Origin of the sequence: Streptomyces sp. NPDC059866, assembly GCF_042731325.1 — a bacterium.
Classification (GTDB): domain Bacteria; phylum Actinomycetota; class Actinomycetes; order Streptomycetales; family Streptomycetaceae; genus Streptomyces; species Streptomyces flavusporus.
Genome location: NZ_JBHWJT010000060.1, coordinates 1 through 25084 on the forward strand (window position 1 = coordinate 1; position 25084 = coordinate 25084).

Annotated in this window: 29 protein-coding genes and 6 pseudogenes; 14 read left to right on the forward strand and 21 right to left on the reverse strand. The window is 68.7% G+C overall.

The window, feature by feature from the left end; translation table 11 throughout:
• Positions 1 to 101: 101 nt before the first annotated feature.
• From ACFV7R_RS43400 to ACFV7R_RS43410, 3 genes and pseudogenes are all read left to right on the forward strand, one after another.
• Positions 102 to 200 (forward strand): annotated as a pseudogene (locus ACFV7R_RS43400) (transposase); the annotation flags it as partial.
• A 191-nt stretch (positions 201 to 391) separates the two neighbouring features.
• Positions 392 to 673 (forward strand): hypothetical protein, encoded by a 282-nt coding sequence (locus ACFV7R_RS43405; protein ID WP_385275285.1) that lies wholly within the window; start codon positions 392 to 394, stop codon positions 671 to 673.
• On the forward strand, positions 667 to 1164 hold the full coding sequence (locus ACFV7R_RS43410) for a hypothetical protein (RefSeq protein ID WP_385275215.1): 498 nt from the start codon (positions 667 to 669) through the stop codon (positions 1162 to 1164). The genes ACFV7R_RS43405 and ACFV7R_RS43410 overlap by 7 nt, the downstream gene beginning before the upstream one ends.
• A 489-nt stretch (positions 1165 to 1653) precedes the next feature.
• Here the strand turns inward: ACFV7R_RS43410 and ACFV7R_RS43415 are convergent, their stop codons facing one another.
• The 3 genes from ACFV7R_RS43415 to ACFV7R_RS43425 all read right to left on the reverse strand — a co-directional run bounded on the left by ACFV7R_RS43415 (position 1654) and on the right by ACFV7R_RS43425 (position 3110).
• The gene (locus ACFV7R_RS43415) at positions 1654 to 1932 is read right to left on the reverse strand and encodes a MazG-like family protein (RefSeq protein WP_385275217.1); all 279 of its coding nucleotides are present in this window, start codon (positions 1930 to 1932) and stop codon (positions 1654 to 1656) included.
• Positions 1933 to 2088: 156 nt separating this feature from the next.
• Positions 2089 to 2688 carry a hypothetical protein gene (locus tag ACFV7R_RS43420; RefSeq protein WP_385275220.1) on the reverse strand — a complete coding sequence of 200 codons (600 nt, stop codon included), beginning with the start codon at positions 2686 to 2688 and terminating at the stop codon, positions 2089 to 2091.
• A 227-nt stretch (positions 2689 to 2915) separates the two neighbouring features.
• A complete protein-coding gene (locus tag ACFV7R_RS43425; RefSeq protein WP_385275223.1) occupies positions 2916 to 3110 on the reverse strand; it encodes a hypothetical protein in 195 nt (64 codons plus the stop codon).
• A 691-nt stretch (positions 3111 to 3801) separates the two neighbouring features.
• Between ACFV7R_RS43425 and ACFV7R_RS43430 the strand changes: the two genes are divergently transcribed.
• Together ACFV7R_RS43430 and ACFV7R_RS43435 are read left to right on the forward strand one after the other, a co-directional pair.
• On the forward strand, positions 3802 to 4275 hold the full coding sequence (locus ACFV7R_RS43430; RefSeq protein WP_385275226.1) for a zinc-binding dehydrogenase: 474 nt from the start codon (positions 3802 to 3804) through the stop codon (positions 4273 to 4275).
• Between the two features lie 188 nt (positions 4276 to 4463).
• Positions 4464 to 5045, forward strand: a complete 582-nt coding sequence (locus tag ACFV7R_RS43435; protein WP_385275229.1) for a TetR/AcrR family transcriptional regulator — start codon at positions 4464 to 4466, stop codon at positions 5043 to 5045.
• Between the two features lie 100 nt (positions 5046 to 5145).
• On the opposite strand, the gene ACFV7R_RS43440 is transcribed toward ACFV7R_RS43435, so the two are convergent.
• The 12 genes and pseudogenes from ACFV7R_RS43440 to ACFV7R_RS43495 form a co-directional block, all read right to left on the reverse strand.
• Complete coding sequence (locus ACFV7R_RS43440) at positions 5146 to 6000, reverse strand: alpha/beta fold hydrolase (protein ID WP_385275232.1); 855 nt, start codon at positions 5998 to 6000, stop codon at positions 5146 to 5148.
• 132 nt (positions 6001 to 6132) lie between these two features.
• Entirely contained in the window at positions 6133 to 6945 is an 813-nt protein-coding gene (locus ACFV7R_RS43445; protein ID WP_385275234.1) for an alpha/beta hydrolase, read from the reverse strand.
• A gap of 338 nt (positions 6946 to 7283) precedes the next feature.
• A complete protein-coding gene (locus tag ACFV7R_RS43450; protein ID WP_385275237.1) occupies positions 7284 to 7418 on the reverse strand; it encodes a hypothetical protein in 135 nt (44 codons plus the stop codon).
• Positions 7415 to 7777: a hypothetical protein gene (locus tag ACFV7R_RS43455; protein ID WP_385275240.1), complete on the reverse strand. Its 363-nt coding sequence runs from the start codon at positions 7775 to 7777 to the stop codon at positions 7415 to 7417. The genes ACFV7R_RS43450 and ACFV7R_RS43455 overlap by 4 nt, the downstream gene beginning before the upstream one ends.
• A 272-nt stretch (positions 7778 to 8049) precedes the next feature.
• Positions 8050 to 8880 carry a hypothetical protein gene (locus ACFV7R_RS43460; protein WP_385275243.1) on the reverse strand — a complete coding sequence of 277 codons (831 nt, stop codon included), beginning with the start codon at positions 8878 to 8880 and terminating at the stop codon, positions 8050 to 8052.
• A 316-nt stretch (positions 8881 to 9196) separates the two neighbouring features.
• Complete coding sequence (locus ACFV7R_RS43465; protein WP_385275246.1) at positions 9197 to 9439, reverse strand: hypothetical protein; 243 nt, start codon at positions 9437 to 9439, stop codon at positions 9197 to 9199.
• A 122-nt stretch (positions 9440 to 9561) separates the two neighbouring features.
• The gene (locus ACFV7R_RS43470; RefSeq protein WP_385275248.1) at positions 9562 to 10446 is read right to left on the reverse strand and encodes a CPBP family intramembrane glutamic endopeptidase; all 885 of its coding nucleotides are present in this window, start codon (positions 10444 to 10446) and stop codon (positions 9562 to 9564) included.
• A gap of 130 nt (positions 10447 to 10576) precedes the next feature.
• Positions 10577 to 11094 (reverse strand): annotated as a pseudogene (locus ACFV7R_RS43475) (GNAT family N-acetyltransferase).
• Positions 11091 to 12331, reverse strand: a pseudogene (locus tag ACFV7R_RS43480) (IS256 family transposase). The pseudogenes ACFV7R_RS43475 and ACFV7R_RS43480 overlap by 4 nt, the downstream one beginning before the upstream one ends.
• Before the next feature lie 446 nt (positions 12332 to 12777).
• Positions 12778 to 13599: a M4 family metallopeptidase gene (locus ACFV7R_RS43485; protein ID WP_385275279.1), complete on the reverse strand. Its 822-nt coding sequence runs from the start codon at positions 13597 to 13599 to the stop codon at positions 12778 to 12780.
• A 2-nt stretch (positions 13600 to 13601) separates the two neighbouring features.
• Positions 13602 to 15059 (reverse strand): NF041680 family putative transposase, encoded by a 1458-nt coding sequence (locus tag ACFV7R_RS43490; protein ID WP_385275282.1) that lies wholly within the window; start codon positions 15057 to 15059, stop codon positions 13602 to 13604.
• A gap of 317 nt (positions 15060 to 15376) precedes the next feature.
• A complete protein-coding gene (locus ACFV7R_RS43495) occupies positions 15377 to 15955 on the reverse strand; it encodes a TetR/AcrR family transcriptional regulator (protein WP_385275251.1) in 579 nt (192 codons plus the stop codon).
• Positions 15956 to 16045: 90 nt separating this feature from the next.
• Here ACFV7R_RS43495 and ACFV7R_RS43500 point away from each other — a divergent pair, with 90 nt between their 5' ends.
• A complete protein-coding gene (locus tag ACFV7R_RS43500; RefSeq protein ID WP_385275254.1) occupies positions 16046 to 16492 on the forward strand; it encodes an anthrone oxygenase family protein in 447 nt (148 codons plus the stop codon).
• 125 nt (positions 16493 to 16617) lie between these two features.
• Here the strand turns inward: ACFV7R_RS43500 and ACFV7R_RS43505 are convergent.
• Positions 16618 to 16977, reverse strand: a pseudogene (locus tag ACFV7R_RS43505) (transposase); the annotation flags it as partial.
• A 25-nt stretch (positions 16978 to 17002) separates the two neighbouring features.
• Between ACFV7R_RS43505 and ACFV7R_RS43510 the strand changes: the two are divergent.
• From ACFV7R_RS43510 to ACFV7R_RS43525, 4 genes are all read left to right on the forward strand, one after another.
• Positions 17003 to 17152, forward strand: a complete 150-nt coding sequence (locus tag ACFV7R_RS43510; RefSeq protein WP_385275257.1) for a hypothetical protein — start codon at positions 17003 to 17005, stop codon at positions 17150 to 17152.
• Positions 17149 to 17457 (forward strand): hypothetical protein, encoded by a 309-nt coding sequence (locus tag ACFV7R_RS43515; RefSeq protein WP_385275258.1) that lies wholly within the window; start codon positions 17149 to 17151, stop codon positions 17455 to 17457. Before ACFV7R_RS43510 ends, ACFV7R_RS43515 begins: the two co-directional genes overlap by 4 nt.
• Before the next feature lie 2 nt (positions 17458 to 17459).
• Positions 17460 to 17915 (forward strand): TetR/AcrR family transcriptional regulator, encoded by a 456-nt coding sequence (locus ACFV7R_RS43520; protein WP_385275260.1) that lies wholly within the window; start codon positions 17460 to 17462, stop codon positions 17913 to 17915.
• 191 nt (positions 17916 to 18106) lie between these two features.
• Positions 18107 to 18457, forward strand: a complete 351-nt coding sequence (locus ACFV7R_RS43525; protein WP_385275261.1) for a hypothetical protein — start codon at positions 18107 to 18109, stop codon at positions 18455 to 18457.
• Between the two features lie 114 nt (positions 18458 to 18571).
• On the opposite strand, the gene ACFV7R_RS43530 is transcribed toward ACFV7R_RS43525, so the two are convergent.
• The 4 genes from ACFV7R_RS43530 to ACFV7R_RS43545 all read right to left on the reverse strand — a co-directional run bounded on the left by ACFV7R_RS43530 (position 18572) and on the right by ACFV7R_RS43545 (position 21236).
• On the reverse strand, positions 18572 to 19084 hold the full coding sequence (locus ACFV7R_RS43530) for a DUF4396 domain-containing protein (RefSeq protein WP_385275263.1): 513 nt from the start codon (positions 19082 to 19084) through the stop codon (positions 18572 to 18574).
• 145 nt (positions 19085 to 19229) lie between these two features.
• Positions 19230 to 19853, reverse strand: coding sequence for a DUF305 domain-containing protein (locus ACFV7R_RS43535; protein ID WP_385275266.1), 624 nt, complete (start codon positions 19851 to 19853; stop codon positions 19230 to 19232).
• Between the two features lie 119 nt (positions 19854 to 19972).
• A complete protein-coding gene (locus ACFV7R_RS43540; protein WP_385275268.1) occupies positions 19973 to 20359 on the reverse strand; it encodes a DUF6153 family protein in 387 nt (128 codons plus the stop codon).
• A gap of 262 nt (positions 20360 to 20621) precedes the next feature.
• A complete protein-coding gene (locus ACFV7R_RS43545) occupies positions 20622 to 21236 on the reverse strand; it encodes a TetR/AcrR family transcriptional regulator (protein ID WP_385275271.1) in 615 nt (204 codons plus the stop codon).
• A 97-nt stretch (positions 21237 to 21333) separates the two neighbouring features.
• Between ACFV7R_RS43545 and ACFV7R_RS43550 the strand changes: the two genes are divergently transcribed.
• From ACFV7R_RS43550 to ACFV7R_RS43560, 3 genes are all read left to right on the forward strand, one after another.
• Positions 21334 to 22731, forward strand: coding sequence for an MFS transporter (locus ACFV7R_RS43550; RefSeq protein WP_385275273.1), 1398 nt, complete (start codon positions 21334 to 21336; stop codon positions 22729 to 22731).
• Between the two features lie 179 nt (positions 22732 to 22910).
• Positions 22911 to 23438 carry an aspartate carbamoyltransferase gene (locus ACFV7R_RS43555; protein WP_385275275.1) on the forward strand — a complete coding sequence of 176 codons (528 nt, stop codon included), beginning with the start codon at positions 22911 to 22913 and terminating at the stop codon, positions 23436 to 23438.
• Between the two features lie 54 nt (positions 23439 to 23492).
• Positions 23493 to 23936 (forward strand): GNAT family N-acetyltransferase, encoded by a 444-nt coding sequence (locus ACFV7R_RS43560; protein WP_385275277.1) that lies wholly within the window; start codon positions 23493 to 23495, stop codon positions 23934 to 23936.
• A gap of 434 nt (positions 23937 to 24370) precedes the next feature.
• On the opposite strand, the pseudogene ACFV7R_RS43565 reads toward ACFV7R_RS43560, so the two are convergent.
• Positions 24371 to 24826, reverse strand: a pseudogene (locus tag ACFV7R_RS43565) (transposase); the annotation flags it as partial.
• On the opposite strand from ACFV7R_RS43565, the pseudogene ACFV7R_RS43570 reads away from it, so the two are divergent.
• Positions 24823 to 25084: pseudogene (locus ACFV7R_RS43570) on the forward strand (IS701 family transposase); the annotation flags it as partial. The pseudogenes ACFV7R_RS43565 and ACFV7R_RS43570 sit on opposite strands and share 4 nt — an antisense overlap.

Sequence of the window (25084 nt, forward strand, 5' to 3'; positions counted from 1 at the left end):
CCAACACCACTGTGGCGGCCACGGACAACGCGCACCAGCTCTCCGCGCAGGTCACCCCATCAGGAGCCCCGACTTCTTCAGGGGCAAGTAGCTAGATCGACGTGAAGTACCTGCTCGGTCTGGAGCTGACCGACCCCGGCTTCGACCACACCGTGCTGACCGGGTTCCGGGACCGGCTACTGACGCACGGCCTGGAGGAGAAAATCTTGGATCTGCTCCTGGAGCGGCTGGCCGGGATGGACCTGGTCGCCTCCGGCGGCCGACAGCGCACCGACTCCACGCACGTCCTGGCCGCGGTCCGCACCCTCAACCGCCTGGAGTTCATCGGCGAGACGCTGCGCGCGGCACTGGAGGCGCTCGCCGCGGCCGCGCCGGAGTGGATGGTGCGTCCATGGATCCGGCATGGCGGGAACGCTACGGGACGCGAGTCGACGCCTACCGGCTGCCGTCCGATGAGCAGGAGCGACGCGATCTGGCGCGGCAGATCGCCACGGATGGATACCGTCTGCTCGAAGCGGTCTTCGAGGCGGCGGCGCCGTCATGGCTGCGGGAGGTGCCTGCCGTCGGTGTGCTGCGCACGGTGTGGGTGCAACAGTTCACGCGCACCATCGGCGACGGCGAACAGGAGGTGGCCTGGCAGGGAAGGACGATCTCCCGCCGAGCAGAGTGCTGATCGCCTCGCCCTATGACGCGCAGGCCCGGTACGCGAAGAAGCGCGGCTCCGCCCGGGTCGGCTACAAGATCCACCTCAGTGAGAGCTGCGACGACCCCGAACGGTCACAGCGCCCGCACCTGATCACCCATGTCGTCACGACCGACGCCACGGTCAACGACGCGATGGTCGTCGAGGACGTCCACGACGGCCTCACCAGCAAGAACCTGCTGCCGTCCGAGCACCTCCTGGATGCCGGATACACCTCCGCCGAGCTACTGCTGACGGCCCCAACTCTCCGCGGCGTCAGCGTCGTCGGCCCGGTGCGGTCGAACAACACCCGGCAGTCGGTCCAGGACGGCGGCTTTGGCAAGACAGCCTTCACCATCGACTGGCAGGCTGAGCACGCCATCTGCCCGACCGGCGCCAAGAGCCGATACTGGACAGCGGGACTGGACAACAACGGCCGGGACGCGATCCGCACGAGCTGTGGGCGCTCCGACCACGCCTGAGCACGCAGGAGAGGACGAGCAGCGCGTGGTCGACGAGATGAGTGGCCGACTACTCAAGGACCTTGAAGACACCCCCTGCCTCGTGGATTGGGACGTCCGCGCAACAACTTCTTCCTGGCTGGCTGCCCGCTGCGCAGCCGTCAGAACCAGATGCTCATCCGGGGTTGCACAGGCAACTTCAGTTCAGTGGGCCGTGAGAAGCCGTTGTTTTTCCGAGAGTGACGGCGTGCCGGGCGGCGGTAGGGGAGTGCGGCACGTCGGAGGCGGTCGCCGAGGCGGCGGACTCGTCCGAACAGCCGGGGGCAGTGTCGCGTTGGGGTCGGCTCCAAGTCCGCCGCCGGCACCAGGCTCTGGGGGAGGCCGAGCGCGGCCGCGTCCTGGTGCCGGAACGCCAATGGCCGCGATCTGTTACACCCACATGGCTGTGCCCCCGGGCGGTGCGCCAGATCCGGGGGCACAGCATTGGGGAGAGGTCGGTTCAGGGCAGCATCAGGCTTGGGAAGCCGCTGCCATCGATTCGCGACCGCGGCGGGTGCGGCGGCGGAAGACCTCATCGAACACGTCGCGGGCCTTGTCTGCGTTGATGTAGTGCAGGGCGATCATTGAGGCGAGGACGCAGCCGACCAGGTCGTTGCTGACCTCGTCCCAGTTGTGGTTGTCGTCGCAGGTCGTCAGCCCCTTGAGGCCGTGCAGGGCGTGCATTGCCTCACCGGCCTCCTCGGCGGCCTTGCCGACCTGCAGGGCCTTGAGTTGTTCTTCCTCCGGCAAGTGGCTTCCCGCCTTGTGGCAGACGCTCGACAGCGCCTCAACGGTGTCCCATCGCGCAGTGACCCGGTAGACCTCGTGGAGGTAGTGCAGCGGGGGGAATGTTCGCCTCGATTGACGTGCCGCACCCGGCTTCGACCTGGAAGGGCAGGTAGTCCATCAGGCCGGACAGGTCTTCGGCGTACGTGGGGTTTCCGCGCTTGTCCTTGACGCGCATCCCGCCGGAGAGGACGTCCCACGGGAGGTTCCGCAGGGTCCGGGGCGGGCTGCTGTAGCCCTCCGAGGTGAACAGGACGTCCAGGGAGCGGAACCCGCCGGGGTTTCGCGGTCGGCGCGCTCGTCCTGGGGGTGGACGTCGTGCTCGGTGAGGGTGACGACCAGGTCGCTGCGGTGCCAGCCGTTGGCCTTCTCCTTCCAGCGGCCTTCGGCGAGCCAGCCCTGCAGGTGCTTGCCGTACGCGCTGATCTCCTCGGCCGGCGCCGTGAACGACACATACAGGTACAGCTCCGACAGGACCAGCCGCGGGACGGGGAAGGTGTAGTCGAGGCCGTAGTCGTACCGGTAGTGGACGACGCGCCGACGACCGGCGCCATCCTCGCGCCATCCGGACTGCTCGGCGTTGGCCGGCTCCTGCGTGCGACGCCAGGTGCCTTCCTCAACACTGCGGGGCCGCTCGTGGCCGTCGCCCGCGAAGTGCTGATTCCAGGTCTTCACCTGCTGATCGGATAACTGCTCGATGACCGGATATGGCAGGTACATGGAGGACTCTCCTTCACAGTGAGGGCGAGGTGCGAAGAGAGCACGGCCCGGGGACGGAATGGCGTCCGCCCGAACCGTTCTCAGTGGCCAGGTCCCAACTCCTGTCGCGCTGAGAAGGGCTGGGCCGCCGTATGAGCGCACCACCGGACCGGCCGGTGCGGTGATCGGCTGTCAGGCCGTACATGCGGCGTGCAGGTTGTGCACGCGTGGTTTCGGGTGCTGCATGGTCAGGGGGCGGCTGCGGCGAAGTGGACGACAGTGCAACGGCGCAGTTCACGAACGACCTGCCGGGCCACGATGAACGGCAGATCAGGACTGTCGTAGCGGACCAGAGCGTCATGGACAGGCGCGCCAGTTTCCCGGGGCCGGGGGAAGAGGGTGCCGCGGACGCCGATCTGCTCCGCTTCCTTGACCTGAAGCATCACGTGACCATCGCGGAGCCGTGGGCAGAGCTGAGGAGCCCGGTCGGAGTCGACCGTGCACACGGGCGTGCGGCGGTCCCCGGTGTGTCCGGCGGAGCACCTGTCTGCACGCCCTCCCACCCCCGTAACTGGTAGCTCGTCGTCCAGAAGGGGCAGCAGCCACAGCATGCCCTCGGGTGTGCGGTCGGCTGATTTGTCGGAAGACCGCACACCGGAAGTTCTCCGTCGCGTCCCGCTGGCGCTGCGGGCGCAGCTCCTCCGCGTACGCAGGCCGCCCGGTGCGAGTGTCGGCGCACGGTTCCCACAGCACACCGTCCAGGTCTCGGTGGGCGGCATCCTGCGCGGTGTCGGCGTAGGAGACCCCCGCCGGTGAGATCGTGATGCGCGTGAGCGGCGTGAACTCGCCAGTCCACGGGATCACGTACGGGGCTATGGGGCTGGGTACGGTCACGTCTTTCCCCGGGTGATGGCGGATTGGTGGAGCTGAGGTGTGCGCTCCCCGCTGCCGGGCCCATAGGGGGAGGCACCGGCAGCAGGGGGCGTTCGGTCCGTGCCTCCGGTGCCGTGGGGGAACGAAACCGCCGAAGGCACGGTGTCTACGAGGTGGCAGCGTCGACGCTGCTGATGAACGCGCTGAGCGCGCGGATGGGCCCTGGACGCCCTGGAACTGCCGCCCGGGGCGACGGTCCTGGTGACGGGCGCCGCCGGCACCGTCGGCGGCTACGCGGTGGAGCTGGCCAAGGCCGGCGGGCTGACCGTGATCGCTGACGCAGCCGAAAAGGACCGAGACCTCGTCGCCGGATTCGGAGCCGACCATGTACTCCCGCGCGGGGACGGACTGGCCGAGCGGGTTCGCGAACTGCGGCCCGGCATCATCGACGGCGCAGGGCTGAATGACGCGGTGACCGCGGCTGTTCGCGACGGCGGGGGCATCGTGTCGTACGTGGGATTCACCGGGGCCACCGACCGTGGAGTCCACTGGCATCCCCTGTTCGTCCGCGACCGGATCCGGGACACGGCGACTCTGGCGGAGCTGCGTGACCAGGCCGAGTCAGGCGTCCTCACGCTCCGCGTCGCGGCAACCTTCCCCTTCGAAGAGGCAGGCCGGGCACACCAGCTCATCGAAGCCGGCGGCGTCCGTGGGCGCCCCGTTCTGCTCTTCTGAGTCGGGAAGCGCGGGAGTCGGCCTGCAGGGAGGAATGGACCCGACTTGGCAGAGGGGCGCGACGCAGTCCTTGTTGGTCAGGCGGCCAGCGTCGCAGTTGTCCAGCTACTGTTCCCCGCGGCCGGGGACCATGCGACCGAATGAACCGCCACCACCCATATGGAAAGAACGTTCTATACAATAGGTGCATGTCGAAGCTTGAGACTGCACCAGGGCGCCGGTCAAAGGCGCGTGAGCGGCTGCTGAGCACGGCGAGCCGGCTCTTCTACGCCGAAGGCATCCGGGCGGTCGGCGTTGACCGCGTCATGGCGGAGGCGGAGATCGCCCGCGGCACCTTCTACCGGCATTTCGAGGGCAAGGACGACCTCGTGCGGGCCTACCTCGAAACAACGGACCAGGACATCCGCGACCGCATCGGCGCGGCCAGGGAGGAGATCGCCGACCCCACTGCTTTCCTCCGGGCCGTGGCAGCCGGGATCGGGGAAGACTTGTGCGGCGTGGGCTTCCGCGGCTGCCCGTTCATCAACGCGGCCGCCGAGTACCCGGAGCGGGACAGCGCCATCCACCAGGCGGTGCTGACGCACCGGGCCTGGTTCCGTCAGGTGCTCCAGGACGCGTTCGAGCAGGCGGGTGCGGCTGACCCCGCACGCTCGGCCGATGCCATGGTGGCCATGCGTGACGGAGCGATGGTCGCCGGCTATCTGGGCGATCCGCAGAAGGCGAACGACACTCTCGTGCACAGCGTCGCCGCTCTCCTGGCAGCAGGCTGACTGCTTGCCCTCCTTCTCCTGAGCGCACCTTGGAGTGCACGCATGCCTGCGCCTCCGCCCCTTCAGCAAGGGGGCGGAGGCGGTGGCGCGGGAGGCGGCTTCACTCGGTGGTGGCGGCTTGCTCCACGATCTTCGTCACGGCGTCCGGGTTGGTCAGCTGGACGGCGTGCGGGGCGTTGATCTCGGTGGTGTGCGCGTGGGCCCGTGACGCCATGAACTGCTGGGCGGCGGCCGGGATGGCGTGGTCGTCGTGGGCGACGAGATACCAGGAGGGGATCGTCTTCCAGGCCGGAGCGCCGGAGGGCTCCCCGAAAGCCTGCGCGGTGGCGGGTCTCTGGGTGGCGGCCAGCTGGGCGGCTGCAGCGTTGCTGATCTTGTTGCTGACGAACACGTCGCGGAACTTGTCGGCCTTCAAGTACAGGTCGATGCCTGTGCTGCCGTCCGGCTGGGTGAAGGGGACGGCGTTCAGGGCGGTGGGGACGGGTGCGTTGGGGTCGTCGCTGAGATGGCTGCCAGGGAACTTGGCGTTGAGGGCCAAAGCGCTCTCACCCTTGTCCGGGGCGAAAGCGGCGACGTACACGAGCGCCTTGACGTTCGGGTTGCTGGTGGCGGCGTTGGTGATGACGGCGCCACCGTAGGAGTGGCCGACCAGAATGATCGGGCCGTGGATCGTCTTGAGGTAGTCGGCCAGATAGGTGGCGTCGCCGCTGAGGCCGCGCAGCGGATTGGCATGGGCGGTGACCGGATAGCCGTCGGCCTGCAGCCGCTTGACAACGCCGCCCCAGCCGGCCGAGTCGGACCAGGCGCCATGCACGAGGACGACAGTCGGCTTGGCGGCGGAGCGGGATCTGGCGTGGTGAGCGGGGTCGGCCGAGGCGGTCGTAGCGAGACCTGCGGCGAGGGCGAGGCCGACTGCGCCGAGGGCGGCAAGACGGACCGGGCGGTGATTGAGCATCGTGCATTTCCTTGTGCTGTGAGGTGACGGACAGGCAGATCAGCTGTCCGTGGGGGCGCGGGGCGACACTGGTCGGGTGGAGGTGGACCGCCCCGCGCAGCCGGTGGGGAACGGCGCTGGCGGATGGTGCTGTCAGATGCGGCTGAGCTCGTGGCGATCTGCCCAGCTGAGCGCGTAGTCGGCGACTTCTTCCCATCCGTCCTGGCCGAGAGTGAAGTGGGAGCGGCCGGGGAACTCCTGGTAATCGGTGATGGCCGGGGACTTGCGGTACAGGCGCCAGTTGGCCTTGTTCACCTTCGCCGGCACGATGTGGTCGGCCCCGCCCGCGATGAACAGCAGGGGAGCGCGCCGCCGGTTGCGGAAGTCGACCTTCGTCGCGGCGCGGGGGTTGAAGTTGGCGAATGCGCCCTGGAAGAGCACGCGAGCCGATCCGGGCACCTGGTAGCGCTCGTAGACCGCGGCGGACTCCTCCGCGCTGAGCGTGTTGGTGAAGCTGTAGTGGAACTGCCGCGGCGTCAAGCCGATGGCCTTGTTCTTGTTGGCGGGATTGCGAAGCACCGGCCAGACCGACTTCACCGTGGAGTACGGCTGCGGGAGCACGCCCTTGACGGGAGCCGAGTCGATGGCGACGCCGGCACGGCCCAGACCCCGGTCCAGCAGCACCTGCGTAATGGCCCCGCCGAAGGAGTGCCCGATGATGACGGGCTGCTCATCCAGTCCGCGGATGACCCCCTCGTAGTGGGCGATCACCTCGCGCAGGCCCACCCCCGCGACGCGGGAGGAGTCGCGCCGAATCTCTTCGACCTCGGCGTCGAGACCCGGCCAGGCGGGTGCGACGACCCGGTAGCCCTGCGCCTGGTAGCGCTCGATCCATTTCTCCCAGCTGCGTGGGGTCATCCAGAGCCCGTGGATCAGCACGACGGTGCGGGCGGAGGCGTAAGTCACGAGAACTCCCGAAACTGAATAGAACGTTCTGTTCACTTCACGGTAGGTCGGGATCGTCGACCTGGCAAGCGAGGCAGAGAGTGGGCTACGTCGCACCCCGGACCGCGGATGCCGCTGGAGAGGTTCCGCTCGCGGCGCGCAAGACGCCGCGGCGTTGTCGGCGACTGTGACGCGAGCGGTGAATGGATCCTCACCGCGCTCGCCGAGGACGTCACCGCCTTGGCCGCGGCGGGCGGCGCCGAGGCGAGTTCGTACGGGTCGCGGTCCCCCGGACAGGTCGGACCTGTCAGTCGCCCCTACTGTCCCGGCGCGCGCTGAGCGGAACCGGATGGGCCAGGTCAGGGCTGTGATGGCGGACAGGTCCGGCTGCGTGAGGGCAGAGGAACGACGGTGGCGCCCTGGCGCAGGGCGTCGTTCAGGACGGTGTCGATGGCGGCCTTGACGGTGTCGGCCTCGGGCAGGGCACGTTTCACGGGGCGGGCTCCGGGGTGTGGCGGGCGAGGAACGCGGCCGTCTCACGGTGCTGTCCCCCAAGACGGTGGCAGACGTAGGGGGCGAGACGCTCGCCGTCGGCCAGGGCCTCCTCCTTCTGGGTGAGATGTGCGGTGAGTGCCTGCAGGCTGGCCGGCCTAAGGGCGGTGTTGCGGCACGCCAGGGGCTGGCAGTTGACCATGAATGGCTGTTCGGCGATGTTGGCCGTACTCCGGCACAGGGCTCGGTCGGTGACGACTTGGCCGTCGAAGACGGCGTGGCGGGCGAACTCGGCGAGCCGGGCTTCAGCCTCTGCGCCGGCCGGTCCGGTCATGGCCGGGCAGTCGTCGTCGGCACCCATCTCGGCCAGCAGTTGGCCGCGGACGAGGGTGGGTGAATCTCGCGCAGTCGTCGAGCGACCTGAGATGAACGCCGGCGAACCCTTGAGACCTGTTCCTGCTTCCGGCGATCGGGGGCAGGCCCGGGTTTCGTCCACCACCGGCATCATGGCCTTACGTAAATCCACACGTTGGCGTAGCCGTCACGGAAGCGCGGCCAGAACCCGCCAGTTGGCCACTCTGAGGCCCTAGTTGACCAGGAGGCCCGCTCCCTGGTCTGGAAGGGATGTGAGTGTCAGCGCTTGATGCGGCTGCGCATGGCGAGGACGGCCAGCGCCAGCAGTACGGGCTCGGTGAAGCGGCTGACCATTTCGGTGTAGGTGCCCCAAGCCGTGAGGTCCTGGCCGCTGGAGCGGAACACGACAGAGTTCAGCACCACCTGGATAGCCTGGTCGAGGCGCTCCCCAGTGAATCGGTCATCGAGCGGTAGCGTCAGCTGCGGGTCCTGCTTGTCCACGATCAGCGTCACCGACCCGCCACCAGCCGGAATGGTGCCGGTGGCCACTTGTTTCGGGAATGAGTCGGGAAGGCCGAACCCCATCATGAGCACGATGGTGACTGCCATGGCCGCCACCAGCCACCCCAGGGCGCGTGAGGCACGCAGGCCGTAGCCGGACAGCAGCCAGTACGCCCACAGCAGGCCCCGTTCGCCGGGCGAGGTGCCGGTGTAGTCATGGCGGCGCATCTCCATCTCGCCGTAGTAGAAGTCTGCAGCGCCGGGCTCGTTCTTGCCGTCCTCGAACGCCTTGCGCAGCTGCCGGTAGATGGCAGCCACATCTTCCGGGTCAGGGGTCTGGTCGGGGTCGGGGTGGTGCGGCCCGGTTCGCCAGTGTCGGGGGAATGGGTGCTGGCCGGGTGGCGCGGCGGGCTGGCCAGAACCTTGGGCGCGCCAGTGGTGTTCCTCAGCCAGGGTGCGCCGGCGGCTCCACCGGCAAGGCCATATGTGGTGGCGATGGCGAGGGCCGGTGGGGGTGGGGGCGAAGGTGCAGCGGCCTTCCAGTCGGAGCTGGTCCAGGTGGAAGGCGCCGGCGAACAGACAGTCGCTCAGGTCGATGTCGGTGAACATCAGGTGCACAGTGTCCACCCCCCGCACCGAGACCACCCGCACCCCGTCCTCGGAGCCGCGCAGCCGGCCCTCGCCCACCGCCCTACCGGTGGGGTCGGTGAAGGGGTGGGGTGGGCGGTGACCGCCACGGGGAACAACAGCACCGCCAGGCTGAGGTCCACGGTTGCGTAGCGCAGCCGTAGCGTTGCCGTCACCTCCCACCGCGTCCGCTTGCAGCGCACCTCACGCGCCGCAATCTCCAGCGTCACCGGCGCCTCGAACACCGCACCGGACAGATCCATCGCTCCTGCACACACCACCGGCCCGAACCCCGGCATCACCGCAAACCGCGCCCCGTCGAACCGGGCGTCGCCGAGGCGGGGTTTTCCAGTGACGGCGTCTTGGAGCGCTTGGAGCAGGGCTTGGAGGAGGGGCTGGTGAAGGGAGTGCCGCGGTGGTCGATCTCCGCGCCAGGAGTCAGGCTGGTCAGGTAGGCGTCGCGGTCGGTGTCGTCCAGGTGGGCCAGGCATGCGGTGTGGCCGGTGAAGTGCTCATGTCCTGGTGACTCCGGGGCGAGCAATAGTCAAGACCTGTGGATGAGAATTTTGTTCGAGGGCGGGGGTGTGGGGTTCGAACGCGCGAGGACGTTGCTGCCCTGCCGGTTTCCAAGCCCACCGCCGGGATGTCTCGCATCAGGCAGGGTCACGCGCGGTGTCCGGGAGGCGTCAGGAACAACTCCCGATCGCGCCAAACCACGATGACGGACAGCACCAGAAGCAGGACGGTCTGGATCACCTTGGTGTCCGGGTGCGTGAGGAACATCTCGTTGCCGAAGTTGGCGGCGAGGTGGAAGACGATCGCGACGAGGACGCTGCGGCCGGCGCGGTAGTAGAGCCAGTTCATCAGGATGACGAACGGTATCAGCGAGACTGCGTAGTTGAGGCTGTGGATCAGGCCCTCCTCGACGACCTCCGCCTGGTAGTAGCCCTTGATGAAGCCGAGCGGCACGTGCCACAGCACCCAGACGACACCGAACAGCAACGACGTCCACAGGACGTTCATCCGGGACGCGAGCGCATCCGTGCCGTAGGTTTTCCAGGCGACCTCCTCCAGGACGGGGGCCAGGACGAGCGTGATCCACGCCGGCAGCAGGCCCGTCGCGAACGTGAAGCCGTTGCGAAGCTCGAACTGCGAGACGTCGTAGCCGAACGGGATGGTGATCGCGGTAGCGACGAGCAGGGCGCCGGGGAGCAGGGCGACGGCCGCCAGCCAGACCCAGGCGCGAGTGCCGCGCGGCGCGACCAGGCGAGCGAGGACGTCGCTGGTGAGCCCGTCCCTGCGGATGAACCAGATCGCCACGACGACCGGGGCGGCGAGACCGGCCAGGCCGAGGCCGGTCATGACGGCGATAGTGCCCTGGCTGGGATCGGGCTGGTGCGACAGCCAGGCGGCGGTGAACCACAGCGCCCACGGGATGGCGGTGGCAAGGACGTAGAAGGCGAGGGGATGGCGGTAACGGCTGACGTTCTTTAGCTCCAGCGCACGACGCGCACTATCAGGCCGGGTGGGTTGTGCCGTGTAGATCATGACCGCATCCTTTCTCTGCTGCAGAGCAATCGCCACGGCTTGCAGGGTTAGTTCCGGGACGCGTCAGGGTCGCCTCAGGGTCCGGGGGGCGCGGCGGCGAATAACAGTCAAGATCTGTGGATCGTTGAAGTTATCGGCTGATGCTCCGGTGCCATCGGATCTCGCCTTCGTGCCATTCGTCGGTGGGTGTGAGCCCGGCGGCAGTGGCGACGGCAGCGGATCCCCAATGTTCGGGGTGGATGTGGGCGATGACGGTATGCACCGGCTGCCGGCTGAGCCAGTCGACGAGTCCCCGGGCTGCTTCGGTGGCGATGCCTCTACCCTGCCACGGGGTCCCCACCACCCAGGCGATCTCGGCGATGGGGCGTGTCCAGAAGGACTGACCGTCGCCTGGACGGTGCCCGTCAGGCAGGACTCGTCACGGAGCCGGATCACCCAGTTCAGCCAGGACACGGCCGGATCGGGAGAGCCTGCGGTCATGCGCTGGTAGCGCGAGCGCAGGGCTTGCGGGGTGTCCGGAGTGCCGCCGATGAAGGTGTGCAGGGCCGGATCGGACAGCACCGCGGCCATCTCCTCGGCATGCGCAACGTGCAGCGGCAGCAGATCCAGCCGCCTGGTGCTGATGGCCTGGGCCGCGAGGGTACTCACGCCGCGACCGCCTCGGAGCGTTCGACGAGCTGGCCGCGTTCGAAGCGGGCACCGGCCCGGACGAGGGCGACGAGGTGGGGCGCGTTCACGGCCCGCCACCGCTGCTGGGCGGTGAAGACCATGGCCAGGGCGGCGGTGCGCGAGCCGGCCCCGCGGGTGACCTTGGTCCGCAGGCGGACGGTGGAGAAGGTGGACTCGATCGGGTTGGTGGTCCGCAGGTGGATCCAGTGCTCGGCGGGGAAGTCGAAGAACGCCAGCAGCTCGGCCTCATCGTCGGTGATCTTCTTGACGGCCTTGGGGAACTTCGCGCCGTAGAGCTGGGCGAACGTCTTGATCGCCGCTTGGGCGTGCTGCTTGTCCTCGGCGTTGTAGATGTCCTGGACGGCCTTCTTCGCGCCCGGTTGCGCGGACTTGGGCATGGTGTCAAGCACATTTGCGGTTTTGTGAACCCAGCACCGCTGCTCGCGGGTGGCGGGGAACACCTCGGCCAGGGCTTTCCAGAAGCCCAGGGCCCCATCGCCGACCGCCAGCACGGGAGCGCGCATGCCCCGGCGGGCGCAGTCGCGCAGCAGGTCGGCCCAGGACTCCCCGATTCGCGGTAGCCGTCCTTGAGCGCGACCAGCTCCTTGGAGCCGTCGGCGCGCACGCCGACCAGGACGAGCACGCAGGCTTTGGCCTCCTCCAGGCGGACGTTGAGATGGATACCGTCGGCCCACACGTAGACGTAGTCGACCTCCGCGAGGTCGCGGTCCATGAACGCGGCGTGGTCGGCCTGCCACTGCTGCGTGAGCCGGGTGACCGTCGCCGGGGAGAGCCCGGCCGAGCTGCCCAGGAACTGCTCCAGCGCGGGCACGAAGTCCCCGGAGGACAGTCCGTGCAGGTAGAGCAGCGGAAGCATCTCGCTGATCTTCGGGAACTTGCGGCACCACGGCGGCAGGATCGCCGAGGAGAACCGCTTGCGCTCACCGGTTTCGGCATCGACGCGCTTGTCGTTCACCCGCGGCGCCTTGACCTCGACCACCCCAGTCGCGGTGGTCACCTTCCTGGGCTGGTGGTAGCCGTTGCGGACCACGAGCCGTCGGCCTGTCTCGTCCCGCTGGTCGGCCAACTCGGCTATATACGCGTTGACTTCGGCATCCAGGGCCGCCGCGAGCATCCGCCGGGCGCCCTCCCGGACGATCTCGTCGATCAAGGAGCCGTTCGGCGTGGTGCCGTCGTCGTTGACTACGCTGAGCACGGACATGCCTTCCCGACCGGTGCTGCGAACACCGGCCTACTCGATGACCATCAGTCGATCACTCGGGAAGGTACGCCCTTCGCGTGCTCCCCGAGCTCGATCCACAGGTCTTGAGCATGGCTCCTCCGGGGGGCTTTCGGCTTATGTCAGGTGATCAGCAGCACCCTGCCACCGCAGACCCGGCCACCGCGTAACGTTCAGAAAACTGGACGCCGTACTCGCGTTCCGCACTTCCCTGCCATCGAGGCCGCTGAGCACGAAGCGGCCAACTGAAGCGCTCACTGGCAACTGGCGCGCTCAGTCGCAGGTCCTGTGACTGAGCGCGCTACTTGGTTGCGGCCACGCTTCCGTGAAGGGTCGACTCGATGAGGTACGACCCGACGACACATCCGCCGTAGTGGTCCGGAAGCACGGCCGCAACCCTTCCGTTGGTCAAATTGCTTGGCTCACTCGACGACAGGCACTCCAACCCGATTCCAAGCGTCGAGCACGGCGCGGTACTCGACGCTGTCCGTGCCATGGCGTGTGCGAGCCGCTGTAGCGGTCAGCCGTGCCCAGTCGGCGAAGAGCAGTCCCTCGCGCAGACCGTCCCCGGTAAGCGCATCCCACCAGATACGCCCGGCGCCCTCCCACGCCTTGCCGCCCAGCCTCTGAGCGACCAAGTAGAAGGCATGATTGGGGATACCACTGTTGATGTGGATGCCGCCCTGATCCTTATGGGTACGGACGTAGGCGTCCATATGGGTGGGCTGCGGATCTTGTCCGAGGATGCGGTCGTCATACGCCGTGCCAGGAGCCTTCAGCGAGCGCAGGCCAACGCCGTTGATCCCGGGCGCGAGGAGTCCTGCACCACAGATCCAGTCGGCCTCCTCAACTGTCTGGTTCAAGGTGTATTGCTTCGCCAGTTGACCGAAGACGTCAGCGAGTGAGGTGTGCAGTGCGCCATGCTCGCCTGACCAGTCGAAGTAGTGCAGCATCTCCTCGACTCCGTGCCACACCTCGCCGGCTATTACGTCGAGGCACTGGCTGAACCGGCCGAAGATTTCCCCGTCCCCATCCCCGAGTATCAGTTCCTCGCCGTTCCAGAAGGCGTTGTTGTAGTGGGCGCCGTAGTGAACGAAGGCGATCAGTGGCCGTTCGGCGAGTGGGTCGCGCCCTAGCACCTCACGGCCGAAGGTGGTGACGGCCACAAGCCCCTCATATGTCTCGTCGACAGCCGGGTCGTCGGTAGACGGCTGACCGGTCCAACGGGCCAGTACTAGCTTGATCTTTAACCTGTACGGCGGGGTCGTGGGGTTGTTGACTTCTTCGTTCGCTGTTTCCCGGTGTCTGGTTTGCGGACGGTGTGCACGTCGTGGCGCGGGGCGGGCCGGGTGTTCTTGCGGCCGGGTGGTCGTCCCGGGCCGGGGCGGGAGGATTTCGGTGCCTGGGCGGGGCAGGCGGCCTGCGGGCGGAGGTGCCGAAAGTCGCGGCGGACGCGGGCCGGGGTGAGCCTGTTTGGGGGGTTCGGCTTCTCCCACGGCCGGCGCAGGTCGGCCGCCAGCGGGCGGGCCAGCCGCAGCTGTGTGTAGACGGCGAGGATCAGCCAGGTCCACCGGTCAGCCGCCTCAGGGGTGCGGATCTTCGGGCAGGTCCAGCCCAGCGTCTGCTTGAACAGCCGGAACGTGTGCTCGATGTCGAAGCGTCGCAGGAAGACCTGCCAGAGCAGGTCGACCTGGGTGTCGGTGGCACCGGTGCCCGACCACCACAGCCACACCGGCTTCGGGGTCGCACCGCTGGGCAGGTACTCGACCTGCAGACGGATCACAGTGCCCTCGATGACCGGCAAAGCGCCCAGCTGGGAGACCCACGCAGAGCGGTGAGTCAGCCTGGGGTGGAGCCGGTCCCAGGCCCTGGCGGTGGCCGTGCCATACAGACGGGTCTCGGTCACGGTCGCCGCATCGGGAGTGTTCCAGGTGGCCGGATCGCCGAAGACGAACTCGCCGCCGTGGCGGGGCGGACGGCCGCGCGTGCCCGGCTCGCGGGGCGGGGCCGCCCGGCGCAGGACTCGGTCCGAGCGCATCCGGCCCAGCACCTGCACCGGCAAGTCGTTGAGCAAGTGGGCCAGGCGGGGCACGTCGTATCCGGCGTCCACCACGATGAGGATGTCGGGGTCGTCGTCCTTCCACTGCCCGGCGTCCATCAGCCGCTCGATGAGCTCGCGCATCTGCCGGGCGGTGACGGTGGCGGCGTCGTCCCCTGGCGCCAGACGCAGGGCATCCAGCGGCGCGGTCCAGGAGCTGCGGCCTGCTTCCAGCGCGCAGATCACCGAGTAGGGCCAGCCGGGGATGGGGATGTGCTGGTCCTTGCCGCGGCCGTAGGTGTGACACAGGATCCGCTGCGGTGAGGTGTGCGCGTCGGGGCGCAGCCAGCAGGTGATGTCGGCGGCCAGCACCAGCCGGCCGTCCGCCGCCCTCGGCAGCGGCACCGCAGCCAGGGCCCGCCGGAGCCGGGCGATGTCCACCCGGCCTGCGGCCAGGGCGTCATACAGTCCGCCGTGTCCGCGGCGATGCTCGCCGACCAGTGAGAGTTCCACCAGCGAGCGGACTGGGCCGTCCGCACACAGCACGGCGTCGGCCAGCTCGAACAGAGCATCCGAACGCTTGGTCAGACAGGAGTAGAACTCGCCCCGGAAGCATGACAGTTCCGCGAACGGTTCCTGCCGGACAGCATGGTGCAACAGACTCATCCCCACGGCCTTCGCGCTGATCACGTGTATTCCTTGGTCGGAGCACATGGTCAGCCGAAGGCCGCCTGCGCATAGGGCAGTTACCGACGCGAGTGATCAAGTACGACGAGCTGTTCGAGGCCCGAGGTTAAAGATCAAGCTAGGGCGCGTATGGGGTCGTGATCAATGAGCCTCGCAGCTTCCGGGGCGGGTGCCCGTCTGGGGTACGGGGCCCGGCGATCTGCGGCTGCGCCGTGTGCGCGAGTGACCGGAAGCGATGCCGCAGGCAGGCAGTCGGGGTCCGGGGACCCCGGCTGCCTGCCCGCTGCGACGGTGCGTCAGACGATGGCGAGCCGGTCCACCAGCAGCTCCACCCTGCGCTCGGTGTCCTGCGGCGGCAGCCGTCCCGCCCGGGTCAGGGTCGCCAGCCCGTGCAGGGACGCCCAGAACACCTCGGTGAACAGGCCTGGATGGACGCCGTCCCCGGCGACCTCGCCCAGGCTCTCCAGCAGCGCGACGAAGGCGTCCTTCAGAGGCTCGGGGGTGTCCTCGTTCGCGAACGCCAGGCCGCCGTCGAGCTGGAACATGGCGTCGTAGACCGCCGGGTTACGTTCGGCGAAGTCGAGGTAGGCGCGGGCGAGGGCGGCGACCCGGGTGCGGGGGCCGTCCGCGGCGGAGGCTGCGGCGCGCACCGCCGCGGCCATCTCGGCGGCGCCTTCGAGGGCGACGGCGCCGATGATCTCGCGCTTGCCGCGGAAGTGGCTGTAGAGGACGGGCTGGCTGTATTCGATGCGCTCGGCGAGCCGGCGGGTGGTGACCGCGTCCCAGCCCTGTTGCTCGGCGAGTTCGCGGGCCGTCGCCACGATGAGGCGCTCGCGCTCCGCCCGTTCGCGCTCCTTGCGTTCCTGTACCGACATGATTCGATCCTAGCATCGCTAGACAATCGAGCGGCAGTAGTACTAGCGTTGCCTCATTACCTAGCAACGCTAGATGCCGGGAGGGTCATCATGCTCAACGCACTCGAGGTCGTCACCACGGTGGTCGTCGGTGTGATGGTGGGGGTGGAGTTCTCCGTCGCCTTCGTCATCAACCCGATCCTCAACGCCCTCCCGGAGGACAGTGGCCAACTCGGCCGCGCCCACGGGGGCCGGATGCTCGGCGCCGTGATGCCGGTCTGGTACATCACCTCGCTCGTCCTCGTCGCGGTCTGGGCCATCGCCGGATGGCACCACCACGGCACCGGCCTCGTCGTCACCGCCGGCGCGTTGCTGATCCTCAGCGTGATCATGTCGATCCTGCTGCTCGTCCCGATCAACAACCGGGGCAAGACGTGGACCCCCGACAACCGGCCCGCCGACTGGAAGCAGCAGATGAACCGCTGGGACCGCTACCACTACGTCCGCGTCGCCGTCATCATCGCCGCCTTCGCCCTGCTGGTCGCCGCCCTCACCTGAGCCCGCGGGCCGACACCGCGCCGGTGGCGCACAATCCCCACTCCCCGGGCGGCAGCGGGCCACCGAAATCCCGACATCCGGGAATGCAGCTGCCGCTGAGAGCCCACAACTGCGATCCCGGCAAGCTACGCCCCTCGATGACCTGCGCGGCTTTCGGCTCTGGTCCGGGTGAGGTCTTTGATCCAGATCACCGAGGCGCGCAGCCGAAGCCCGGCGAGGTAGCTTTCCGGGGTCTTGTCGTAGCGGTCGCGATGCCCCGCCACGCCTTGAGCTTGTTGATCAGGCGCTCGACGGTGTTCCTCTCCTTGCAGAGCTCGGCGTCGTGGTCGACGGGGCGTCCCCCTTTGCGGCCCTTCGTCTTCCGGTTGGCGGCCTGGTCCCGTTTCTCCGGGATGACGGCCTTGATGCCGCGCCTGCGCAGGTGGACGCGGTTGCCGCGGGACGAGTACGCCCCCGGCGACCGCGTCCGGCCTGGTGCGAGGCCGCACGGAAAAACATGTGGAGAACGCCATGACCGGCTCACCAACCCCTTCGAGCGCTCCTGACGAGGGCGGTGCGCCGCGCTGGGTGAAGGTGTCTGTAGTTGTCGCGGTGGTCCTGGTGGCGGTGTTCGTGATCGTGCACCTGGCCGGCGGTGGCATGGTCGGGCACACGCCGTGAAGCCGTTCGGCGCGCGGCTGCGCAAGCTGACGCTGACCGCGCACATCACGGCTTCGCTCGGCTGGCTCGGCGCGGTCGCCGCGTTCCTGGCCCTCGCGGTCGCCGGGCTGGCCAGCGGCTCGCCGCAGACGGTGCGGGGTGCTTATGTGTCGATGGAGCTGGTGGGGTGGTGCGTGATCGTGCCGCTCAGTGTCGCCTCGCTGGTGACCGGTGTGGTCCAGTCGCTGGGCACCGCCACGCCGTGCGCGAGGCCATCCTGGACACCACCGCCCGGCTGGTTCACGACGGCGGCCTACGGTCGGTGACCATGTCCCAGATCGCCGAGCAGACCGGCATCGAACGCGCCACGCTCTACAAGTACTTCTCCGACGTCGAGGCCGTCCTCCTGGCCTGGCACGAACGCCAGGTCGCCGAGCACCTCCACCATCTGGCGGAAGTCCGCGACCATGCGGGAACAGCCCAAGAGCGGCTCGAGGCGGTCCTGAAGGCATACGCGGCCATCGCCCAGCAATGCCACGTAGGCGAGCTCGCCACCCTCCTGCACCAGGGCGAGCACATCACCCACGCCGAGCGACACCTGGCCCACATGGTGGAGACCCTCGTGGCCGAAGGCGCCGCGGCGGGCGACCTGCGGGGTGATGTCCCGCCCGCCGAACTCGCGCAGTACTGCCTTCACGCCCTGACCGCCGCCGGCCCGGCCTCCAAAGCCGCCGTGAACCGCCTCGTAGACGTAACCCTCCGCGGCCTACGTCCAGTTCACTGAGGCTGACAGGAACACCTCGCGCCCCGGCCACCGTCATCGACCTCCGGGCCCACCGGATCCGACGACGGCCCGTCCTGGGCGGTCTGATCAATGAGTACCGCCACGCTGCCTGACCGAATGGCATTGCCGCAGCGCACAGCGTCGAATCGTATTCTCGAGCGGCACAGGCGATGGAATTGGTGGGGTGGTTCGTGATCGTTCCCCTCAGTATCGCCTCGCTGCTGACCGGCGTTCTCCAGTCGCTGGGCACCGTCTGGGGGTTGCTGCGCCATTACTGGGTCATCGCGAAACTGCTGATCACGGTGCTGGCCACGCTGCTTCTGCTGGTGCACATGCAGCCGGTCGGACACCTTGCCGACGCGGCGGCCCGGGCCGCGCTGGCGGGCGGCGAGCTGGAAGGGATGCGCATCCAGCTGATCGCCGACGCGGCCGCTGCCCTGCTGGTCCTGCTCACTGCGGCCGCCCTGTCGGTGTTCAAGCCGCGCGGTGTGACCCGCTACGGGCGCCGCCGCCAGCGCGAGCAGAACCTCCTGCCGCACTGAACCTGGCCCCGAGGCCGGTAGGTCGCTGGAAATCGCCAGCTGACGCCCGCCACCGCAAACGCGCCGGGGCACACCATCAAAGGATGCGCCCCGGCGCATTTGCGCTGTGAGAGGTCAGTGGTAGGCGTGGACGACAGCGTGGCCCTTGCCCCGGCCGATCATCCACTTGTTGACCGGGGTCGTGATCACGAAGGCGACGGCGAAGCCGCCGAGCAGCGCGGTCCAGAACAGGGCGTCGGACAGGTGGGCGTCCATCGCGCCGCTGAGGGCGATGACGCCGTTGTCGACGAGCTCCATGATCGCGATGGAGGCGGTGTCCGCCGCCAATGCCACCTTGACGGCGCTCTTGAAGTCCAGGCCCGTCCTGCGGAGGGCGAACAGGGTGAAGGAGTAGCCGAAGACGAACGCCAGGGCGATCGCCAGGACCATGGTGGGCACGTTGCCCCACAGCAGGGCGGTGCCGATGACCATGCCGAGGATCTCGCCGATCGCGCATCCGGTCAGGCAGTGCAGCGTTGCCTTCGCCGCCGTTCCCCAGGACGCGCCGCCATGCCCACCGGGACCAGTGGCCGCCTGGTGTGCGGTGCGGTCGTGAGCGGTGCTGGTGTGGTGTGCGGTGTGGTCCATGACCGTCATCCCCATTCCCGTCCAGTGTCGGCCCGTTCCCGTTGCCACACCACAACAATATACCCCCAGGGGTATTCCGGGGAAGGGTGCAAGAAGGGGTGTGGCGGGCCGCGTCAGCCCTCCACACCCCTGCTGACGGAGTGGGTCAGCTCTTGCCGAGCAGCTCGTTCATCTTCTGGATTTCGGCCGTCTGGGAGCTGATGATCTGTCCGGCCATTTTCTTGGCGGGCGTGTAGGAGCCGTCGGCCTGCTCGGTCTTGGCCATGGCGACGGCACCCTCATGGTGCTCGATCATCATTTCCATGAAGGCGGTGTCGAACACGGTGCCCGACGCGTTCTTCAGCTTCTCCATGTCCTCGGCGGTCATCATCCCGCTGCCGCTGTGCATGGAGTGGTCGGCCCCTTCCGCGGGAACCTCTTCACCCCAGGCGGTCAGCCAGCCGGACAGCGTCTTGATCTCCGGGTCCTGGGCCTTCTTGATGTCCGCGGCGAGCTTCTGCACCTCAGCCGACTGGGCCCGGCTGGGCGCCAGGTCGGCCATTTCCACGGCCTGGCGGTGGTGGGGGATCATCCCCTGCGCGAAGGCGATGTCGGCGGCATGGTGCTGCTCCTGCGAGGCGGGCGCTGAGGCGGCAGCGGACGGGGAGGCGCCGGTGTGGCTGTTGTGCCCGGCCGCGCCGCCTCCGCCGCATGCGGCCAGGACGAGAGCGGCTGTGCCGGCGGCGGCCACGGCGGTGCCGCGGCGGATCAGGGATCGCTTGCTGATCATGGTGATGCAACTCCTTGACGCGCGCCCGTCTCGGCGCGCGGGATCAGAGGAATGTGAGAGCAGACGGCAGCGCGGCACCCGCCTTGGTCAGGGCATGCGGGGGTGCCGTGCGGGCCGCTCTATATCCGCAGGAGTTGCAGTTCGGAAAGGTCAGGCGGCGCCCTGCCGTGCACGACCGAGGACGGCGCGGCGATTGGAACAGCGGCAGCGGCCGGGGTGTCGGGCAGGGCGCTGGCCAGTGCGGGCGGCGCGTATGCGGAGCCGAGGCCGGCCGCCGCGCACGTACCGTCCGCGTGTGCGAGGTGCCCGGAGCCGCCGTCGGTGTGCGAACACACCCCGCTCGCCTGCTCCGTGGCATGGCTGTGGGCCATGGTCATGGCGTGCTCGGGTGCCGGCGCTCCGTTGGGAGCCAGTGCGTGCATCCCCAGGATCCCGGCCAGCACCGTCAGCACCAGCAGCGCGAACAGCGGCCCAGCGGGGCGGCTCGATCGGGTGCTGCTGGTCATGCTCGCCATCGTACGCATGCACACGCAACAGCCGAACAGTGGTCCTCGCCTGCTGACTTCCTCCGCGTGCCGTACCAGTGACGTTGAGGGGCCCGCGCACACGCCCTGGCGGGCACGGATTCATCGCGCGAGGCACCTCATGCTGAGCAGGCCCACTTGCCCGTGCCGTCATGCCTCGGCCACCGCCAGTACGCCAGCGTCCGTCAGCCTCCGGCGGCTGACGACCCCTCCCGTGCCGAGCTCTTCGCGAATGCCGTCGGCGTTACGTCCCGCCGCCGGTCTCGGGTACCGGTGTGCCCGGGGGTGTGAAGGCGGCGAGCACCGTGGCGGTGATGTGGTCGGCGGCGCGGTCGGAGGTGAGGCGGCCGGCGCGGATCTCCTCCGCCGCGCTGTGCATGACTGCGTGCAGGACATTGACCATCCAGGCGATCGGCAGGTCCGTACGGAAGGCTCCCTCAGCGCGGCCACGGGCGACCAGCGCCTCGACCCGGGCGGCGGGCCCGGCATGCAGTTCGCGGATGCGCCCTGCGGGGAGTTCCCGTTGCGCGGCGGCGAGCAGCGCCCGTGCTTGGTCCACCAGGTGCCAGCCGGCCTCGATGTACCGGGCCAGGGCGAGCCGCGGGTCACCGGTCAGGTCGACCGTGTCCAGTACTTCGTTGCCCCGGTCGATGGCGCGGCTCATCGCCGCGTCGACGACCTCCGCGCGGGAGGTGAAGTGCGCATACAGCGTCACCCGGCCCACGCCCGCGGCCCGGGCGATCTCGCTCAGGCTCGCCTCCGGGTTTTGTCCGAGGCATTCGGCGGCGGCCTGCACGATCGCCTCAATGCTGCGCAGAGCATCGGCGCGCTTGGTGGCCGTGGAGTTCTTGCTGCCCATGCGCCCACAGTACCCCGTACAACCCTGTTTGGGTTATACCCCTCGGGCGTATAAAGTGAACATCCTTGTACGACTTAGCGAGCGAGAGGTGAGCGTCATGAGCGACACGGAAACGACCACCACACGCGCATCGGACGCACCGCATCCGCTGCGCTGGACAGCCCTGGGGCTGCTGGGGCTGGCCCAGCTGATGCTGATCCTCGACATCACCGTCGTCGCGCTCGCTCTGCCTGACATGGGTGCCGAACTGGACCTGAGCCGCGCGGCATTGACCTGGGTGGTCAGCGGATATGCCCTCACGTTCGGGAGTCTGATGCTGCTCGGCGGCCGGGCCGCGGACCTGTTCGGCCCGAAGCGGGTCGTCCTGGTCGGGCTCGCTGTGTTCACCGCCGCGTCGCTGGCCGCCGGACTCGCCACCGGCGCCTCGCTGCTGCTCGCCGCACGAATCGCCCAAGGGGTGGGCGCCGCGCTGCTCTCGCCCGCTGCTCTGTCCGTGGTGGTGCGGCTGTTCGAGGGCGACGAGCGCAACCGCGCGCTGGGCGTCTGGTCGGCGCTGGGCGGCGGGGGTGCCGCGCTCGGCGTGCTGCTGGGCGGGCTGATCACGGCAGGTCCGGGCTGGGCCTGGGTCTTCTTCGTCAACGTCCCCGTCGGCCTGATCGTCCTCGTCTCGCTCGCCCGGATCTTGCCCCGCCTGCCCCGCGCGGCCACCGGCTCGCTCGACATACCCGGCGCCCTCCTGGTCGCCGCCGCGACCGGTGCCCTGATCTACGCCCTGATCCGTGCCGGCGACCGCGGCTGGCTGAACATCGTCACCGTTGCTCTGGTCGCCGCGTCAGCAGCCGCCTACGCGGCTTTTGCCATCTGGCAGCGCCGGGCGGCGGCACCGCTGATGGATCTGCGGCTGCTGGGCCGGCGCCCGGTGGTGGCGGGCACCTTCGTGATCGCCATCACCACGGCGCTGATGGTGGGGGCCTTCTTCCTCGGCTCCTTCTACCTCCAAAACCGTCAGGGCCACGGTGCTCTGATGACCGGCGTGCTGTTCCTGCCGGTGGCGCTGCTGACCATGGCCGCCGCCGCAACCGCCGGCCGCGTGATCGGCCGTCTGGGAGCACGGCTGCTGGCTGTGGTCGCCTTGGCTGTCGCAGCCGCCGGGTTCCTCGTACCGGTGCTCTGGTCCGGAACCACCGCGATGGTCACCGGCGTGAGCGTCGCCGCGGCGGGACTGGGCGCCCTGTTCGTCGTCGCCTCCGCCACCGCACTCGCCAGCGTCGCTCCCCACGAGGCCGGTGTGACGTCGGGCATCGTCAGCACCTTCCACGAGTTCGGCGCCTCGGCCGGTGCCGCGGTCGTCTCCAGCGCCGCCGCCACGAGCATTGCCGCCCACACCGGGGCTCAGACCGCCTCCGGCTTCGACGACGCGTTCCTCGTCGCCACGGGCATGGCCGCGGTCTCCGCCGTCATCGTCCTGTGGCTGATCCCCGCCAAGCAGCAGTAAGCCCAAGCCGACAGAACCAAAAGGCCGGTAGGGGCGCCGCGCCCAGCACCTCCACAGCTGCGGCGCAGCCGAAGCCGAAGACCCGCCTCCTGCATCCTGCCGGCCGCCGCATCGCAGCGATCCCACCCACAACGGAACGGGCGTACCGCACGCCCTCGAAGTGCTCACGGAGGCACTGGATGAATTTCGGCAAGCGCCGGTTGCTGACGGCCGGCATCACCGCAGCAAGTGTCGGCGCGGTACTGGGTGCAGCCCTCCTGATCGGCGGCCCCCAGCAGGAGGGCGACGACGGGCGAACCGGCCGGCAGGAAGCGGTCGCCGAACGCGGCCGGACCGTGATGCCCTTCGACCTCGAAGAGACCACCCACCACTTCACCCCCAGCGAGACGGGCGGGGTTCAGGATGTCGTCGCCGATCAGGCCGACGACGCCAAGCAGGTCGACCTCATACGCACCCATCTCCAGAAGGAGGCCAAAGCGTTCGGCCGGGGAGACTTCGGCGACCCCGTCCAGATCCACGGCGACAGCATGCCGGGCCTGGCGGAACTGGAAGGCGGCTACGAACGCATCGAGGTGCGCTACCGGGAACGTCCCGACGGGGCCACCCTCACCTACACCACCGAAGAGCACGCGCTGGTCGACGCTCTGCATGACTGGTTCGAAGCGCAGCTCAGCGACCACGGCGACCACGCCGAAGCCGGCCACTGATCAGCGAGCCGATCACCGGTGCAGGCCGTCACCGCGCACATCGCACGATCGGAAGTGGACAGCTTGAACGACCCGTACGAGTTGAGCGTGGGTGTGCCCTCCGTCGAGGTCTTCCGCCGCCTGCGCACCGATGCCGGCCTCTCGGACAAGGATCCCGAAGCGGTGGCGCTCGCCCTACCCAACACCTGGCACGGCGTGGTCCTCCACCACGAGGGGGAACCCATCGGCATGGGGCGCGTCATCGGTGACGGCGGTACCGCGTTCCAGATCGTCGACATCTGCGTACACCCCACGCACCAGGGGCGCGGCCTGGGCAAGCGCATCATGGCCGCGCTCACCGAGGAACTGGAGCGCCGGGCGCCCGCCACCGCCTACGTCTCGCTGATCGCGGACGGCCCCGCGCGCGTCCTCTACGAAAAGTTCGGCTTCGCCGAAACCGCCACGCACGACTCGATCGGCATGTACCGCGTGATGGGCGGGAGCCATGGGTCCAGCTGAGCAAGCGCGGGCCCACGCTGCGCTTCAACACGGCCCCGCCATCCGGAAGAACCCGGACGGCACGGAAGGGCCCATGGGCGACATCCTGCATCTCTGGACCACCCGCCGCTGAGACCAAACAGCGTGGGCCGGGCAGAAGTCCTGCCCGGCCCACTGCTGCTGCGCGCTACCACCAGCGCATCCCGATCGCGGACAGCTGCTGTCCAGGAGCGATGTTTCTGATCAGTGGGTGGTGGGCTGGCCTGGGCTGATCAGTTTGGAGCACGGTGTCGTCCCGCGGACCAGCCGCCTCAGCGGCGGGCAGCGGTGTGAGTGCCGGGCCTGCGGCGGGGTTCTGATCTGCTGTTTTATCAGGTAGCAGGTCGGGTGATCAGGTCGTGTCATCTGCATTGCCGGGTCTGTCCAGCAAACGGTGTTTCTGGGGTTGTTGGGGTTCAGCGTCGGGCGGCGGAGAGTCGGCCGTCGAAGGCGATCTCGAAAGCGTTGAGGGCGGCTTTCCAGCGTTGTGACCAGCGTTTGCGGCCCTGCCCGGTGGGGTCCAGGCTCATGATGGCCATGTAGACGCACTTCAACGCCGCCTGCTCGTTGGGGAAATGGTCACGAGCCCTCACGGCCTTGCGGATGCGTGCGTTGACGGACTCGATGGCGTTCGTCGTGCAGACAACTCGCCTTATTTCGGTGTCGAATTGAAGGAAGGGAACGAACTCGGCCCAGGCGTTCTCCCACAGCTTCACGATCGCCGGGTACTTCGTGCCCCATGCTTCGACGAACTCGAGGAACCGCTCCGTGGCGGCCTCCTCGGTCGGCGCGGTGTAGACCGGCTTGAGTATCTTCGCGATCTTGTCCCAGTCCTGGCGGGCCGCATAGCGGAACGACGCCCGGATCAAGTGGGGTGCGCTCGCGCCAGCCGGCCCAGGCAGCCGCGGTGGCCGAGCACGGCCGGTGGGACGGCGTCCTGCCCCAGGTGCGACTGCTGGCCCAATGGCCCGACGGCGAGGACGAACCGACCCGTTTCTGACTGTCCGGCCTGCCCGACGACACTCCGATCGCCGGCCTGGTCCGCCTGGCAAAGATCCGCTGGCGGATCGAGCACGACTACCGGGAACTCAAGCACGGCCTGGGCCTGGACCACTTCGAAGGCCGCTCCT